The organism is Haladaptatus pallidirubidus (assembly GCF_020700235.1).
Lineage (GTDB): Archaea > Halobacteriota > Halobacteria > Halobacteriales > Haladaptataceae > Haladaptatus > Haladaptatus pallidirubidus.
This window is the reverse complement of sequence record NZ_CP085301.1, coordinates 3,134,898-3,150,814: the sequence shown is the minus strand read 5'-3', so window position 1 is coordinate 3,150,814 and position 15,917 is coordinate 3,134,898. Positions and strand designations below refer to the sequence as shown.

Annotated in this window: 14 protein-coding genes; 10 read left to right on the top strand and 4 right to left on the bottom strand. The window is 61.4% G+C overall.

The genetic code is table 11. The features are described 5' to 3' along the window. Positions 1–17: 17 nt before the first annotated feature. The 9 genes from LIX15_RS16935 to LIX15_RS16895 all read left to right on the top strand — a co-directional run bounded on the left by LIX15_RS16935 (position 18) and on the right by LIX15_RS16895 (position 9,434). Positions 18–503, top strand: coding sequence for a DUF7283 family protein (locus LIX15_RS16935; RefSeq protein ID WP_227774410.1), 486 nt, complete (start codon positions 18–20; stop codon positions 501–503). Next, the gene (locus LIX15_RS16930; protein ID WP_227774408.1) at positions 484–888 is read left to right on the top strand and encodes a DUF7285 family protein; all 405 of its coding nucleotides are present in this window, start codon (positions 484–486) and stop codon (positions 886–888) included. Before LIX15_RS16935 ends, LIX15_RS16930 begins: the two co-directional genes overlap by 20 nt. Further along, positions 888–1,754 (top strand): DUF7284 family protein, encoded by an 867-nt coding sequence (locus LIX15_RS16925; RefSeq protein WP_227774406.1) that lies wholly within the window; start codon positions 888–890, stop codon positions 1,752–1,754. Before LIX15_RS16930 ends, LIX15_RS16925 begins: the two co-directional genes overlap by 1 nt. Continuing rightward, positions 1,742–4,927 carry a DUF7286 family protein gene (locus LIX15_RS16920; RefSeq protein ID WP_227774404.1) on the top strand — a complete coding sequence of 1,062 codons (3,186 nt, stop codon included), beginning with the start codon at positions 1,742–1,744 and terminating at the stop codon, positions 4,925–4,927. The genes LIX15_RS16925 and LIX15_RS16920 overlap by 13 nt, the downstream gene beginning before the upstream one ends. Continuing rightward, on the top strand, positions 4,917–5,348 hold the full coding sequence (locus LIX15_RS16915; protein WP_227774402.1) for a DUF5791 family protein: 432 nt from the start codon (positions 4,917–4,919) through the stop codon (positions 5,346–5,348). The genes LIX15_RS16920 and LIX15_RS16915 overlap by 11 nt, the downstream gene beginning before the upstream one ends. A 48-nt stretch (positions 5,349–5,396) precedes the next feature. Next, positions 5,397–6,251 (top strand): SDR family oxidoreductase, encoded by an 855-nt coding sequence (locus LIX15_RS16910; RefSeq protein WP_227774400.1) that lies wholly within the window; start codon positions 5,397–5,399, stop codon positions 6,249–6,251. A gap of 53 nt (positions 6,252–6,304) precedes the next feature. After that, on the top strand, positions 6,305–7,486 hold the full coding sequence (locus LIX15_RS16905) for a DHH family phosphoesterase (protein WP_227774396.1): 1,182 nt from the start codon (positions 6,305–6,307) through the stop codon (positions 7,484–7,486). Between the two features lie 66 nt (positions 7,487–7,552). Beyond that, a complete protein-coding gene (locus tag LIX15_RS16900; RefSeq protein WP_227774394.1) occupies positions 7,553–8,692 on the top strand; it encodes a DUF373 family protein in 1,140 nt (379 codons plus the stop codon). A 37-nt stretch (positions 8,693–8,729) separates the two neighbouring features. Beyond that, positions 8,730–9,434 carry a diphthine--ammonia ligase gene (locus LIX15_RS16895; RefSeq protein ID WP_227774392.1) on the top strand — a complete coding sequence of 235 codons (705 nt, stop codon included), beginning with the start codon at positions 8,730–8,732 and terminating at the stop codon, positions 9,432–9,434. 494 nt (positions 9,435–9,928) lie between these two features. Here LIX15_RS16895 and LIX15_RS16890 read toward each other — a convergent pair whose 3' ends face one another. The 3 genes from LIX15_RS16890 to LIX15_RS16875 all read right to left on the bottom strand — a co-directional run bounded on the left by LIX15_RS16890 (position 9,929) and on the right by LIX15_RS16875 (position 14,729). Continuing rightward, positions 9,929–10,906, bottom strand: coding sequence for a nucleotidyltransferase family protein (locus LIX15_RS16890; RefSeq protein ID WP_227774391.1), 978 nt, complete (start codon positions 10,904–10,906; stop codon positions 9,929–9,931). 348 nt (positions 10,907–11,254) lie between these two features. Beyond that, positions 11,255–12,529 carry a bifunctional metallophosphatase/5'-nucleotidase gene (locus tag LIX15_RS16885; RefSeq protein WP_345411684.1) on the bottom strand — a complete coding sequence of 425 codons (1,275 nt, stop codon included), beginning with the start codon at positions 12,527–12,529 and terminating at the stop codon, positions 11,255–11,257. Between the two features lie 241 nt (positions 12,530–12,770). Continuing rightward, positions 12,771–14,729: a bacterio-opsin activator domain-containing protein gene (locus LIX15_RS16875; RefSeq protein ID WP_227774384.1), complete on the bottom strand. Its 1,959-nt coding sequence runs from the start codon at positions 14,727–14,729 to the stop codon at positions 12,771–12,773. A 125-nt stretch (positions 14,730–14,854) separates the two neighbouring features. On the opposite strand from LIX15_RS16875, the gene LIX15_RS16870 reads away from it, so the two are divergent. Then, the gene (locus tag LIX15_RS16870) at positions 14,855–15,151 is read left to right on the top strand and encodes a transcriptional regulator (protein WP_227774382.1); all 297 of its coding nucleotides are present in this window, start codon (positions 14,855–14,857) and stop codon (positions 15,149–15,151) included. A 347-nt stretch (positions 15,152–15,498) separates the two neighbouring features. Here LIX15_RS16870 and LIX15_RS16865 read toward each other — a convergent pair whose 3' ends face one another. Beyond that, positions 15,499–15,909: a Rieske (2Fe-2S) protein gene (locus LIX15_RS16865; RefSeq protein WP_227774380.1), complete on the bottom strand. Its 411-nt coding sequence runs from the start codon at positions 15,907–15,909 to the stop codon at positions 15,499–15,501. Between the last annotated feature and the right edge of the window lie 8 nt (positions 15,910–15,917).

Genomic DNA, 15,917 nt, shown 5'->3' with positions numbered 1-15,917 from the left:
CGAAACCATTCCGGCCCATGTTCGATGCACCTGTCGATGCGTGGTACGTCTGGCTCGGCGTGGCGATAGCGAGTCTGGTCGTTTTCGGAGTCGCCGCCGAGCTGCCGACGACACCCCCGCCGGACGCCACCCGCGCGGTCAACACGGTCGATTCGGTTGCGGGGTGTGAGTACACTGCGACCGCGGAACAGCCGCTTTCGGCGCGGGAAATTAAACTCGATTCCCGCGGTCTCGGACTGCGCGGAAAAGGCGGAACCGCGCACGCCGCGTTCGTCTCGGATTCGGTCGTTCCGGTCGGGAGCGTGGATGGGTCGAAACGAGACACCCGGCTCCGGCGGGTGCTGAACGGAACACCTCCGGATGTCGTTTTCGACTCTCCGACCGATTTCGATTCGGCGATACGCGACGAGCAAAATCACAGAGCAGAGTGGATGGGCGCGGACAGCACACTCCGAATTCGCTGTGTTTCGTGGGGGGGAGTCGATGCGACGTTGGTCTCGTGAACGGGCACAAGCCGAACCGCTCCCCGCACTCATCGCGGTGTTCGCTATCAGTGTCGGACTCGTGACCTATACTGGCGTGTTGGGCGACGCGATGCCGGAACCGAATCGAAATCCCGCGCCAGCGACGCTGTCGGGAGTCGAGCGGGCCGCCAGTTCGAACGGCGTCGTGACTCCAACCCGACTCGTTGGCGCGCTTCGAATGAAACCGGAGGGTCGTCATCTCAACGTCACGCTCGCGACGAACCCGGGGGACGAAAACCGCACCCGATTGTGGAACGAAGGCCCGCCGACCCCGAAGACTGCGGACGCCGCGGAAACCATCGTGAGTGTTCGAGTTTCACCCGGAAACATCCGTCCGGCCCGCCTCCGAGTGGAGGTGTGGTAATGCGCGAAACCGGGGGGCGGGCGATTAGCACCGTTTTCGACGTGACGCTCTGTCTGCTGTTGGTGAGCGCCAGCGCCTTCGTCATCGTCGGTGCGCAGTCGGCGGAACAGATTTCAAACAACAAGCGATCGACCGCTGAATCGACGGCGAACGTCCTCGTCACCAGCACCGCGGAGGTGAACTACACGATTCGGACCGAACGAGAATCGCTTTCTCGGAGAAATTACGGCACGTTTGCCGGACTGCTCACCGAGGCCGCAGTTGCCAATACGACGGTTTACGGAAGCGAACTGACGCGGACGAGCGGGGTTTTCGAAACGGCGGTGGAAAACACAATACGGGAGCGAACCGCCGCCGGGAATCGGACGAGCGCACATATCGTTGTTCGCTGGCGACCGTACCGAAACGCCCACATTCGGGGAGTTACCAGCATCGGAAACTCGCCGCCGCATGATGCGACCGTTCACGCGGCCTCCCTGTCCGTTCCGAGCGGACTGCCGGTGGTTCGAGACGACGCCGTCGATGCGGCACGAAGAAACGGGTATCGTGGCGTTGCACGCGTCGTTGCGACCGGAATCGTTTCGGGATTGTTTCCGAAGCATTCGACGAGTATCGCCCTCCGCGACCGAACGCCGGTAGCCGATTCAGTCGCCGGTCGGTTTCGGCGACTGAGGGGACGGTACGATGCTGATTCGTTGGACGATGGGAACGATGGAGATGGTACAGGAACCAGACAGATGCTCGTTCGGACGATGACGACGGCCGTCGAATTCGAACTTCGGGAAACGTTCGAATCCCCGGAAGAGGCGGCCCGATCCGTCTCCGTCGGGCGAGCGGAACTCGTCGTCAGGACGTGGTCGATGTGAGATTGGGAGAAGATATCCGAGCACGAGTTCCGTTCGCCCTCGTCGGCGTCCTTTTGCTGGTCGGCAGTGCGACCTTCGCGGGGACGCTCGCTACCCGAAAATCGCCGACGGTAGACCGGAGCGTCGAACGAACGATGGAACACGCGACGGCGAGCACGCAGACGGCCCTTCGGGGCGCGGTTCAGCGGGCGGGAACGGACGCATCTGCACAACCGCTTATCGAACCAGCAAATACGACTGCGGGGGAATTGATCGACGACTCGGCGGCGTTTCGGGATTATCTCCGACTCCGAATCTACCTCACCGCGCGAGAGCGGTTCGAATCCACGACCGTCCGCGTCGGCGACGTTCGTGCGAGTCCGTCACTGTCACCGACGCCGAGCGTCGGGTCGCTCCAGCGAGCGAAAGAGCGAGTCCGCATCGAACCGGTCGGAAACGCCACGGATGCGGGACTCAGGGTTCGAATCGAGAACGTCTCGCTGCGCGCGTATCGTGACGAATCGGTCGTCGCGGAAACCTCCCGAAACATCACCGTTGTCGTCGAGACCCCGGTTCTCGCGCTTCACGAACGTGTTCAGAACTTCGAACGGCGACTGAGCCGCGACCCGTTCAAGCCCGGTCTCGGACGACGATTGACCGCGCGGCTCTACGCGACGACGTGGGCGCGCGGATACGCCCAGTACGGCGGCGCGCCGATCGGGAACGTGCTGGCGAATCGCCACGTCGAACTGATGGCGAACGGGGCGATGTTGGAAGAGCAACGAAATGCCTTCGGTCGAAGCGACCGCGCCGGACGAAACGGGCTTCGGCGGGCGACCGCCCGCGTCGGACTGTCCGACGTATTGGTTCCGACCACGGAACGCGGAGCGTTCTGGACGGATATCGTGCTGGAAACGACTGACTCGCTCGACGACGAACCTCGGACCATCTCGGGGGCGACGAATACGACGTATTCGCCGGAGGACGGGATGGTCGTCGGCGTAAACGAGTCGGCGGACAGGGCACTGCTCGACCTCATCGGGGAGAACGAAACACAGGAGACGACGGAAAGCCGGTTCGACACCGCTCTCGAATCCGCCTACGGCGCTTCCGTTCGGACGGTCGCGACCGTCCGAACGGTTCGTGACGAATCTCGACCCGAACCGCAGTCGCCGGGCGAAAACTGGACACTCGTAGAGCAGGAATCGGAAACGCGGATGACCGTCGAAAGTGTAGACCAGAAGCGAGGGGACGACGAACGACCCGGAACTCCTTCCGGTTGGCATCTTCTGTGGAATGATGGGCGACGCGTCGCCCAGACGCACGTGGCAATCGACCGTTGGGAGAAAGAAGATGGGACGAATCGGACGATGATGCGGCGATGGACGGACGAGTTCGTCGTTTCGCTCGGAGTTGCAGGCGACCACACGGCAACCGAGTTCGCTCCCGAACGACCACTGCCGACGGCGCACGAATCTCACGGGCCGTTTTCCGGGCCGAATCTCGCGGATGTCGAACGAAAAGCGGTCGATACACTCGTTTCCGCCCGCGGCGGCCCGGACAGCCTTGCGAAACAGGCGGTCGATGGGACGCTCGATACGCGTCCGAAAACGGTGCAGGGTCGTCTTCCGACCGAACTGCGACGGTGGGTGTATCGGGACGTTCGTGAACTCCGAAATCGAATCGAAAACCGCTCGGTGACGGTTTCCCGAGGCGCGGTTGCTGGCGGAGAAACGAATCCGACGGCGACGTTGGCGGAGGAACTTCGAACGCACAGGGATACGTTGGTGGATGCACCGGAGACGTACAACAGTACGGCGGAGCGAGCTCGATACGCAGTTCGCGCGGCGTACATCGACGCGGTTTCGTCCCGCCTCGATGACAGGGCGAAACGTACCGAACGCACGCAAAAAGGATTCAATTCGGCGATTCGGGACGCGACCGGCGTCCCGCTCGACCAGGTGCAGGAGATACTTGACTCCCGAAAACGGGTCGAATCACCGACTCGGAATCCGCTTCCCACGAGTGGTCCCGGCACGCCGACGAACCTTTCCGTCGATGGTTCACCGGCGTATCTTACCCTTTCCGCCGTCGAGCACGACCACGTTTCGGCGGTTCCGCGGGGTGAACGAGCCCATCCGATGTCCGCACGAAACGTCAACCTGTTCGCGGTTCCCACCGACGACGCGACGGACGGAATCGTCTCGTTACTACCGGGTGCGCGCGACGAAAAACGGATGAACCTCCGAAACGGGGGGCTCACCTTGAAAGCCGCGAACAGAACGCTTTCAGCGAGCGAGAACGAAAGCCTTCGGCGACAGCGAAACGACCTCCATCGGTCGCTTCGCCGGGTGAACACGAACGTCAGAGAAAAGCTCGTTAATTCCCTCGAAGCGATCGATTTGAGTTGGGGAGAACGTTGGGTCACCATCCGCCGCGGACTCGCCCAATGGGAGACGACGGCAGACCGCGCGCTCGCGCTGTCGAACGGTTCCGCCGCGGAACCTATCGCGTCGGAAATCGAAAAACAGCGATTGCAGAACGCGGGACAGTTGGGTCAGTCCGACCAATCGGAGGAGACTGCACAGTGGACACAGATGCAACGCGACCGGCTTGCGCTCCGGGTCCAGATGGGGCTCGAAACGGCGCGCTCCGAGACGAAGGGTGTAAAGGAATCGACGGTCGAACCGGCGAGCAAAACGGTTCGAAAAATTATCGAGGACGAAACGAAGCGACTAACGAAGAAATCGATAGAGAGAGGTGTCGAGGGTGCGCAGAAAAAGTGGGTCAACGAGACGATGTCGAGTCTCGCGGCGGGATTGCCGGTCGCGCCCGTTCCGGGATATTGGTACGCGACGGTCAACGTCTGGCAGGTCGATGTGTCGGGAACCTACGCCCGGTTTACGGTTCGGGCGCGGCAAGGGTCGCCCGTCTCGCCGGGCGCGTCGATCGCGTACATTCGGCAATCGCAAGCGGTTCGGCTGGATTTCGACGGCGATGGAAACGAGGAGTTGCTCGGCCGAACGACGCCCGTTTCGTTCGACACGTGGACGACAGTCATCATCGCGGTTCCGCCGGGGAAACGGGGCGTCGGCGACGTGAACGGCGATGCGGACGAACGGTCGCCGGGGTGGTCGAATCGGAGTGACAACCCATTTGACTCGCGCGCCCTTCGTGGCGAGCATGCTCTATGATGAGATAGAAAAGCCCGGCGAATCGACGCCGGAGGAGGTTCACGCGCAGTACGTCGCCGAACTCGCGGCGACAATCGAGTCGGTCGGCATCGAGGATGTGGTTGCGGCGACGGAACTCGACCGGGAAACGGTTACATCCGTCGCGGATGGTGGGCAACCAGAACTCACGCTGGAGGATGCCGCCGGCATTCTTGCGACCGGTGATGCGCCGCCGAAGGACACCATCCTGCTCGAAGTGCGCGACCACCTGCTGATGGGGATGACAACCGGGGTTCTCGATATCGACACGCTGGCGTCCAGCATCGACAGCGACCTCGGCGCGCGCGCACTTCAGCAGAAAATCGAAGGACGAGCATCGATGACGCTGGAAGAGTACGCCCTCGTCCACCACTTCATCGCAACCCGAAACGACCGCGACTGAAAGACGGTGAAGCGGCGGGGTTTTCCGCGTTGCGTCCGAAAAAGGTGTATGAACGTCGCAATCCTTGGCTGTGGCTACGTCGGCCTCGAACTGGGTCGGCAGTTGGACGGGAACGGACACGACGTGGTCGGCGTCCGGCGGTCTGCCGACGGCGTGCAGGCCATCGGAGACGCGGGATTCGACGGGGTGCGAGCGGACGTGACCGACGAGGACTCTCTCTCCGCGATCCCCGATGTAGACAGTCTTATCTACGCGGTTAGCGCGGGCGGGCGCGATTCGGAGTCGGCGCGGGACGCCTACCTGGACGGACTTCGAACGACACTGTCGCATTTTTCGGAACGCGATGCTCCACCGGAGCGAGTCGTCTACACCTCCAGTACCGGCGTGTACGGAAACCGGGACGGGGCGTGGGTTGACGAATCGACGCCGTTGGTGCCGAACACAGAGCGAGAGGAGATTTTGGTTGAGGCCGAGCGAATTGCCCGGGAGGAAAGCGACATGGATTGGACGGTTGCCCGATTCGCGGGACTGTACGGTCCGAAACGATACCGGCTGGAACGGTATCTGGATGGACCGGTGTCAGAACGGTACCTGAATCTGATTCACCGCGATGACGCGGCGGGGGCGATTCGGTTCCTATTAGAAGCGGATGTGGCGCGGAACGAAACCGTGTTGGCGTGCGACGACGAACCGATTTGGAAACCGACGCTCGCGGAGTGGCTCTCGGAGCAGTGCGACGTCGAACCACCGGAGCACGGGGAGGCTTCCTCCGAACGCGCGCGGTCGAGCAAACGGTGTTCGAACGAGAAATTGAAAGAGTTCGGCTACGAGTTTCGATATCCGACGTATCGAAAAGGGTATCGGGACGCGATTTCTGAATATCGACAGCCCGGAAACGTCTGACATCTGTTACCGTTGGGAAAAGTTCTTGTCGCCACATATCGACAATTCGGAGTATGGAGTTTCCGGCCGACCAGTCGGCTCAGGGGCTATTTCGGACGGCGCAGGTCTATAGCTCCGAGAATACGATGCTCGTCGTCGGTGCGGCGCTGGGGGCAGGCGTGCTTGCGCTGTCGCTTTGGCTGGTCGTTCGCTGGATTCGGCGGCCGATGGGGGCCAGACTCAAGCGGGCGCTGGCGAAACGGGACGAAATCGTCGTCCTGATGCACCCGAACCCCGACCCGGACGCGATGGCCTGTGCAATCGCCGTCGCGTATCTCGCCGAAACGGTCGAAACGGACGTGACATTGCAGTACTCCGGCCAGATACGACATCAGGAAAATCGTGCGTTTCGAACGATTCTCGACCTCGAACTCACTCGCGTCAAACACGTAACCGACCTCGCTTCTTCGACCATCGTCCTCGTCGACCACAACACCCCTCGCGGATTCGACGGGGCCGAACGAATCGAACCGTACGCCGTCATCGACCACCATCCCGGCAACGGGACGGGCGAGGTGTTCACCGACAAGCGGACGAACTACGGCGCGTGTTCGACCATCGTGGCGGAGTATTTCGACGAACTCGGCGCGACCCCCGTCGGGCCGGACGAAATTCCGCCCGAAGACGGGTTCGTCCTGCCGACCGACGTCGCAACCGGGCTGCTGTACGGAATTCAGTCCGACACTAAACACCTCACGAACGGCTGCTCCGAGGCGGAATTTTCCGCCTGCGCGTATCTGTATCCGGGTGTGGATGAACACCGCCTCGACAGAATCGCAAATCCACAGGTAAGCGCCGAAGTCCTCGAAATTAAATCGCGGGCCATCACGGAGCGCGAAGTTCGCGGCTCGTTCGCGGTCTGTAACGTCGGAAAACTGTCGAACGTGGACGCCATTCCGCAGGCCGCGGACGAACTGATGCATCTCGAAGGGGTGACGGCGGTCGTCATCTACGGTCAGAAAGAAGACACGATCCACGTTTCGGGACGTTCGCACGACGACCGCGTCCACATGGGGAAATCCCTGCAGTCCGCCGTGTCGGAGATTCCAGGAGCGGACGCCGGCGGGCACGCACGCATGGGTGGCGGGCAGATACCCGTCGAATCGGCGGCCGTCGCTGGCGGGATGGAAGTCGGTCTGTGGACGAATCGGGAGTTTACGGACGGGATTTTCGACGCGCTCAACGGAAACGTCTGACGAACGACAACCAGTTGGCATAAAGAAGACCTTTTTATCCCTTGCCCGTCTGGGATGAGATACCGAATGAGTACGCTGGTGGTGTGCGTCGATAGAAACAACGACATCGGGCGCAAGACCGGACTGGAGATGCCAGTCGCCGGGTGGGAGGCGGTTCGCTCGCTCGTCACCGATGTCGGACTCGCCGACCCGGAGGATTCGAGTGTCAACTGTCTACTCGAAACCCTCCGCGTGGCCCGCGACCTCCGCGACGGCAACGAGGAGACGATAGTCGCGGTCATCTCCGGCACCGCCGAAACGCGGGTGGGCGCAGACCGCGCCGTCGCCGCGCAGATGGACGAACTCGTGGCGAAACACGACCCAGACTCGGCCATCATCGTCATCGACAGCGCGGAGGACGAGCGGTTGGTTCCCATCGTAGAGAGTCGCGTCCGGGTCGATGCGGTCGACCGCGTCGTCGTCCGGCAGGCCCGCGACATCGAATCCACCTACTACCTGTTGAAGCAGTTCCTCGCGGACGAGGAACTACGCCAAACCGTCCTCGTCCCGACCGGCATCGCGCTCATCGCGTTCCCGGTGCTCCTCCTGCGGTTGGGACTCGCCATGGCCACCTCGACCATCACCGCGGTTATCGGCCTGTTCGTCCTCTACAAGGGCCTCGCCATCGGCGACTACTTCCGCGATTTGCCTGCCGAGGCCCGCGATGCGCTGTACTCCGGTCGGGTTTCTATCGTTACGTACGTCGTCGCGTTGGGGCTGTCGCTCATCGGCGTCTTCGCCGGAGCGCTCCGCGCCGCGCCGTTGGAACCCACCGAAAGCATCCTCATCACCGCCATGGCGTTCACGTTCGAGAGCGTGCCGTGGCTCGCAGTCGCCGCCCTCACCGCGAGCATGGGGCGACTGCTGGACGAGGCGATTCGCAACGACCGACTTCGAAACTCCTACCTCAACCTCCCGTTCGGCGTGCTGGCGGTCGGACTGGTCGTTCGCGGTTTTTCCGCGTACTTCCTCCAGCGAGACGGCAAAATCGGGCCGGTCGTCGTCCCCGAGATTTCGGTCGGTCAGACGACGGTTTCCCAGTTCACTCTCGACCCCGGCACGCGACTGGCGGTGTACGTCTTCCTCGGTGTCTTCGTCAGTCTGCTGGGCGTGCGCGTGGCGTCCTACGTGAGCGGGACGACGTTCGGGGAAGAAATCGCCGAGTAACCGTGGGCCATTTATTCCCGCGCTCGCAACCCAGACCATGAACCAGCAGGCGTGGGTCAGTCTCTTTTCCGGCGGGAAGGATTCCTCGTGGGCGCTCTACCGCGCGCTCGAAGACGGTCTGAACGTCGAGCGACTGCTCACCGTCCATCCGGCGGGCGACTCGTACATGTACCACGTTCCGGCGACCACATTGGCCACGCTGGTCGCCGAAAGCATCGGCATCCAGCTCGTGAACGTCGACGGCGACTTCGACGCCGAATCCGCGAAGGACGCCGGAGAGCAGGGCGACAAGGAAACCGAGACACTGGAAATCGCGCTCCGCGAACTCGACCTCGATTTGGCGGGCGTCACCGCGGGCGCGGTCGAAAGCGAGTTCCAGACTAACCGGATTCAAGCCCTCTGCGACCGCCTCGACATCGACCTGTTCGCCCCCCTTTGGCAGGAAGACCCCCGCGAACTCGGCGACGCGATGATCGACGCCGGGTTCGAAATCAAAATAATCCAAGTCGCGGCCTACGGCTTGGACGAATCGTGGCTCGGTCGGACGCTGGATAAGGAAGCACTGGACGAACTTGAAGAGCTCAACGACGAGTACGGCGTTCATATTTTGGGGGAGGGCGGCGAGTTCGAGACGTTTGTGACCGACGCTCCACACATGGAACGACCAATCGAGTTGGAGTACGACATCGAATGGAACGACAATCGAGGACGAATTCGTATTTCGGATGCCAAATTGGGGTGAGTGTTCTTTCTGCGAACGAACAGCGTGAGTTAGCGGGGGTTTTGATGTCTTCGTAAACAGCGTGAACGAAAGTTCGGGAGAGCGAAGCACGACACCGACCACTTCGGGGCGTTCTTCGGCGACCTCTTCGAAGAGGTCGCCGAAAGGGAAGGTGCGTTCCTCGAACACCACCTGCTCGATAGCGTGGAGCAGTAACCTCGGAAACGACCGACCAATGCCGTCAGTTCACTCGGCGGTTCGTTTCGCAGTTCGGTATTCACGAACCGCTTCGATTCCCGCGGCGATGAGGGCCAACAACGAGTTCGAAGAGTTTCGTTCCGATATCGTCTTCCGTCTCCGTCTGACTCGTCTGATCGACAGCCTTGGTTTGGCTCATGCGCTTCAGATAGGATTCCCGTTCACATGACTGTGCAGACAATAAATCGTATGGACGGTGGGGCAGTTGGACGAACGTCGATGCGACTCACCAGCGAGTTCTACAACGGAATTCGGCGTTACTCGTCGCGCGACCCGTTCGTAATCTGGGTGTGCGCGCCGATGAGTGCGCCTGCGAGATCCATGTTCTCGATATGCGTCTTCTCGTCGATGATGGAATCGCGCACGTCGCAGTCCCGAACCGTCGCGTTCGAGAAGATGATGGCGTTGTCGAGACTGGCGTTTTCGAGCGTCACGCCGTCCATCACGTGCACGTTTTCACCGACTTCGGCGTTTTCGAGCGTCGCGCTGTCGGCGACGTAGGAATCCCCGTCCAGATACCACGACACCGCGTTGAGGTAGCTTTCCGGCGTGCCGATGTCGAACCACGCCTCCTCGAAGGAGAAGGCGTACACCGGTTCTTGGGCCTGCAACCACTGGACGAACCAGCCGGGTTCGTCCGGATTGTTGCCATCTTTGAGATACTTCCGAAGGAGCGGAAGGTTGTCCTGCGTGAAGGCGTAGCAGGCGATGGAAACCAACGTCGAGTTGGGGTCGTCGGGTTTCTCTTGGAAATCGACGACGCGGTCATTGTCCAGTTCCACGAGACCGTAGGATTTCGCGCGCTCCCTGCTCCCAACGTCGTAGGCGGCCAGAATCGGCGATTCCTTCTCCTCGAAGAAATCGACGAATTCGCCGACGTCGAAACTGATGAGGTTGTCTCCGGCGATGACGACCATGTCGTCATCGACCTCTTCGCGTTCGACCAGTTGAGCCAGTGCGCCGACGACACCGAACTTCTCGTCTTCTTCGGAGGTGTCTTCGACGCTCAGTTTCGGCTTTTCGAATTCGCTTTCGTCGAGGTGCGCGCGGAACTCGTCCGCGAATCGCTCGTTCGTACTGACGTACACCGTGTCGATACGGTCGTCGGCTTCGAGGTCAGCGAAAATGCGGTCGATGACCGTTGTCTCACCAATGGGGAGAAACATTTTCGGCCGATGTTTCGTGATGGGCCACAGGCGCGTCGCGTATCCGCCCGCGAGGACGACGGCTTTCATGGGTGGAGCGTCACTCCCGCACCCTAAGTCCTTTTTCATTGCAGTGCCGACGAGTGATGTATTTCCCTCCGTATCGGTTCGGTGTGAAAATCAGTCGGTTCGATACTGATTTGGCTCAGTTTGACCGTGGAATTCAGGTTCGAATCAGCGAACGTAGATGGCGAAAGCCGAACACCCCCAACCGGGCCTGTTGAAATCGACAACAAGTGAGTATTTGAGGAGGCCATGCTGAATAGGGAACGCGTGTGTCAGTGAGTAGACCAACAGTGCATACCATTCAGGGTTACTCTGTCCTCCGCCATCAATCAGGGCAGCGGAACTATCTGATGGATCACGTTAGTGGAACCGTCATTCGATGCCCTCCTCGCGAGCGTACGCGATGAGGGCGTCCGGGTGGAGAGGGCCGTCGTCGTTGGTCGAAGCATTGGCGACTCCCTCGAATGTCCCGCTGCCGGCGACGTAGGCCGAGGTGGCGACAGTGTACTGCTTGTCAGCAACAAGTGAGCCGTCTTGTGTTGTGACTTCCTGGAGACCGTCCGTGGACCAGTCCACAGTCAGGCCGTCGAAATAAGCCCAAACGGGGTTGTCGGGGTATTCGTCGGGGCGGATGGCGGAGTCTGCTAACGCCCAGAGCTGAGAGCCGTCGAGTTCGAGGACTGTGACGGGTGCCTCAAAGGGATAGAGGCCGCGTACTTCGCCGACGGTGACATCGCCAGTCAGCGGCGGGCCGTCACGGACGCCGCCAGAATCGACGACGCCGACGTCAGCGTCGACCGCCCACCGGGTCGCGGCGGCGACGAACCCAGCGACTCGCGAAGTGCCGTCGTAGCGGGTTTTCCTGCACCGTGGGATGGGCGTTTCGACGTGGGTGACGACATCGTCGAGGCCGGTGCCTTCCCGGAGGGTGCGGATCTGGTCGCCGACCGTCGTGTCGGGTTCCCAGTCAGGGACGTGGCGGGAGGCCACCTCCATGGTATCGAGATCGACGGCGTTGACAACCCGACCGTTGGCTCCTGGCCGGACGATGCAGGTGTCGTCCACGTGGTCGACGCGCTCGGAGTGGACGTGGCCGGCACACACTACGTTGGCCGCGGTCTCCCGAGCGAGGGCGGTTACCGTCTCGTCGCCGACGTGCGCGAGGAGAACCACGAGGCCGCAGTCCCTTTGGAGGCGGTCGGTCATCCGTTGTGCTGCGTCAACAGGGTCGGTGGATCTAACGCCGTCCAGCCAGTCGCCGACAGCGTCCGGTGCGGTGACACCGGTGACGCCGATGCGCTCGTCGTTGCGTTCGACGACGACCGACTGCGGGACGTCAACGTCGGGGAGCGTGACGTTCGCTGACACCCACGGCTGGGGCGATCCCTCAACGATGGTTTGGAGGCCGTCAGTACCGAAGTCAAAGTCGTGGTTGCCGAACGTCTCTGCGGCTGGCCTGACGGCTTCGAAAAACGGGAGTGCGTGGCGCCCCTCGTGTTCGTTCGCGAGGGCACCGGGGGCGAGAACATCACCGGACCCGACGACGACGGCGTCGGCAGGCGTCTGGAGGGCGGCCGCGAGCCTTGCGGCCCGCTCAGGGCGGTCGAAAGCGTTCTCAACGTCAGAGTAGTGGAGGAGCGTCGGCATACTATCACTTTGTGGTGGCCGCGGGGCCTTTAACGTTCGAGTTCAGACGAGCACGTATTCCGGGACGATCAGTGACCGCAGTGGTCGCGTACGGATTCAGATATTACCAATCAAAAATCCGTCGCAGTCCGGAGTCGCTCAGTACGGTGATAGACCCGTGCTCTGTCTTCAGCACGCCATTCCTATCACACGCTGAGGCTTTCAACAGAGCCCCCAACTGCAAAACAGCGACAGAACGAAGCTATCCGTCGATGAACGCCGAGAGGAGTTCGTTCTGCGCCTTCCGGAGATGGTAGTGGAGCGTCGGCGACGTAATATCGAGTGACCCGGCGACTTCCTCGGCGGTGCTTCCTCGCGGCCAATCGTAGTATCCCGCGAAGTACGCCGTTCGGAGCGCCGTCTCCTGTCTGTCGGTGAGTCGCTCGGTCAACGACTGGCGGAACTCACGCGCGGTTTGCGTACCCCGACCCACCGTGCGCTTGCCGACCAACTGCGAGTCCGGGTAGGCCGACTGGAAGGTGTCCACGACCTGTCGAACATCGGTGTCGTGTGGCACTTCCGCAACGAGGGTCACTTCGCCCGAATCCGCAATCGCGGACTGGACGGCGGCACCGGCCTCGACCAGTTTCTTGACCGTCGATTCGGCCATGATGGTTTCGAGGACGAATCCGGCGTCGTCGCTGTCGATGAGTCGGCACTCCTCGACCTGCTCCGCGTCGGAGATCATCTCCTCGACGCGCTTCGGCGAAGCGTCGTCGATTCGAACGTAGTGGAGCAGTTTTCCGTCCGAGGCCGGAACCAACCCGTGAAGATAACAGCGACAGTCCAACTCGCGGGAGACGATTAAAAACACCTCCCTCGGGTCTGCCACCTGAAATTCGAGTTCGACGGCGCTGTCCGACAGCAGTATCTTCTTGTTTTTCGCGGCGTTGATTGCGAATCCAATGGTGTCGCCGAGGGTCTCGAGTGCGGCCTGCGCTCGCTTTCCCAGCACGCCGGACCGCGTCGAAACGAGAGACAGCGTGCCGTACACCGTATTCCCGTACGAAATCGGAATCGATATGCCGGATTCGACGCCGCGGTCGAGTGCTTCTTGACAGACCGCAGGCGGAAGTTTATCCGTCTCACTGACATCTCGAATGACCTGCAGTTCGCCGGTCCGCATGGCTATGTCCGCCGGGTCATCGCCGATTGCCGTCCCGAAGTCGACGAGCGTGTCGAGATAACCGTCGATTCCTCCGGCGCGGGTTCGGGGTGTGACTCCTTTCCGACTCACTTCGCTTTCGTCGGTCCACGCGAGTTCGTACAGTCCCGAATCGACCAGTCGCTCGCAGACTAACTGCTCGATGTCGTCCCGGGTTGCGGCGTGAACGAGTTCGTGAATAACCTCCTGAATCACACGGTGAATCTGGTTTAACGTCTCTAGCTCCTCGTGCTGTTGGGCCAGTTTATGTTCGCGCTCTCGACGGTCGGTTACGTCGCGGGCGACCCAGACGACGGCTTCCCGCCCGTTGATGTTCGCTCCGAGCGGCGTCGTTCGCGCTTCGAACCACCGTTCTCCCCGTTCGACCGTCAGCGGATACTCCATGGTTTCGATGCGTCCGGAGTCGAGCGTCCGATGAATCTGCGCCAAAAATCTGTCCGCCTTCTCCTCGGGGAACACGTCGTGAAGTCGTCTTCCGACCAGATTCGTCGGAGAACTGGCGGCCAGACTTTCCGTGTTCGGACCAACGAGCAGTTCACAGTACCGGCCTCTGTCGTTGAGGAGAAACGCAACGTCCGGAAACGCGGTTGTGAGCGCCTCGATTCGGCTTTCCCCACGCCCGCCAAGATGGTTGTCAATAGCATTCTCGATGGTCGTCCTGAGGTCGTCCGTTCCGTCCACGGCGGTTTCGGGGAGGTAGTCGCTCACGCCAGCCGAAATCGCCTCGCTGGCGACGTGTTCGCTGCCTGCGCCCGTGAACAGGACGAACGGAAGGTTCGGATAGTCGTCGCGCACCGATTCGAGGAGGGAAAGACCGTCGTCTTTCGGCAGGTCGTAGTTACTGACAATGCAGTCCACCGCGCTGGTTTCGAGGCGGGCGAGACACTCCGATGGCGACGATTCGACGTAGACGGTCAGGTCGTCGCACGCGCGGGCAAACGCCTGCGCGAAATCCGTCTCGTGTTCAACGAAAAGGACGGTTTGGTTACGTAACATGGTTTCGTCGGATATCTCGGTACGCTCCCCCGTCGTAGGTTAGCCATGTGCGACAGTGGGAAAATACTTTACGCCGTCAGCTTCGTCGCGATAGAAATTTGACCGAGCGACGCCACCCGCAAGATATGACCGAGGACGAAACGACGCGGGAGCAGATTGCAGACTTTCTCAGGGAAACTCCCGCCTCGCCGAGCACCCTCGCGGTGGAGTTCGACATCACGCCCGGGTCGGCGCTTCGACACGCCAAACACATCTCCCGGTCGGTCGAATCGGGCAACGAACGACTGCTCGTCGCGCCGCCCGAATGCCGTGACTGTGGATTCGACCGATTCGACGACCCGGCCAACCGCCCCTCGCGCTGCCCAGAGTGCAAGAGTGAGGCCATCGACGAACCGACGTTTACGATTCGCAGTGTGGAATAGAAACCGAGAATCGGTACGCGATAGGATCGTGAGAATCGATACAAACCACGGTAGCGCGCGCTGACACAGGGCTGAGGAGTTACCTCCGAAAGTCTGTGCCAGCGTGGGAGTCTTCGTGAGCGACGACGGAGTTCTCGTGAGCGACGCGAACAAGAGTAGGGGAGACCGTGTCTGTTCCCGTGCGAGCGACTAGCCCGGCAGAGGCACGCTCTGCCGGTGGAGGAGGCACCCAAGACGCAAAGCGACCGAGTAACGCAGTCGGTTGCGGTTTCAGCGGTGCCGGGAGTAGCTAGCTTCGAAGTAGCAACTGCTCAAAGCACATCGTCACACATCCGAACCCCAACTCGCTACTCGAATCCCAGCGAACGATTCGAGGACAAATCGTACTCGATCGATGAGCCCTGCTGAACGAACTCGTAATCCGGGTCGGTCAGATACACTGCCCCATCTTCGACAGTCACGCCCACGGGGTCGAGCACCGCGCCTTCACACGGGCCGTAGGAACAGACGCCGGAATCGGCTTCGAACAGCGCACCGTGCTTACCGCAGACGAGTTCGCCGTCGCGCATGGTGGCCCCGTCACCCCTGTCGATGCGTACGTCGGTCCAGTGTTGACAGTAGTTTTTCCACGCGAGCACGTCGTCTCCCTGCGTGACTAACACGGCCTCCTCCTCGTCGAAACCGTTCCGAATCGTGAACAGGAAGGTGCTGTCGTCGGGGATTTCGGACAGCATGGCGATGCGGCGGTTCTCGTCCATCGGCGGGG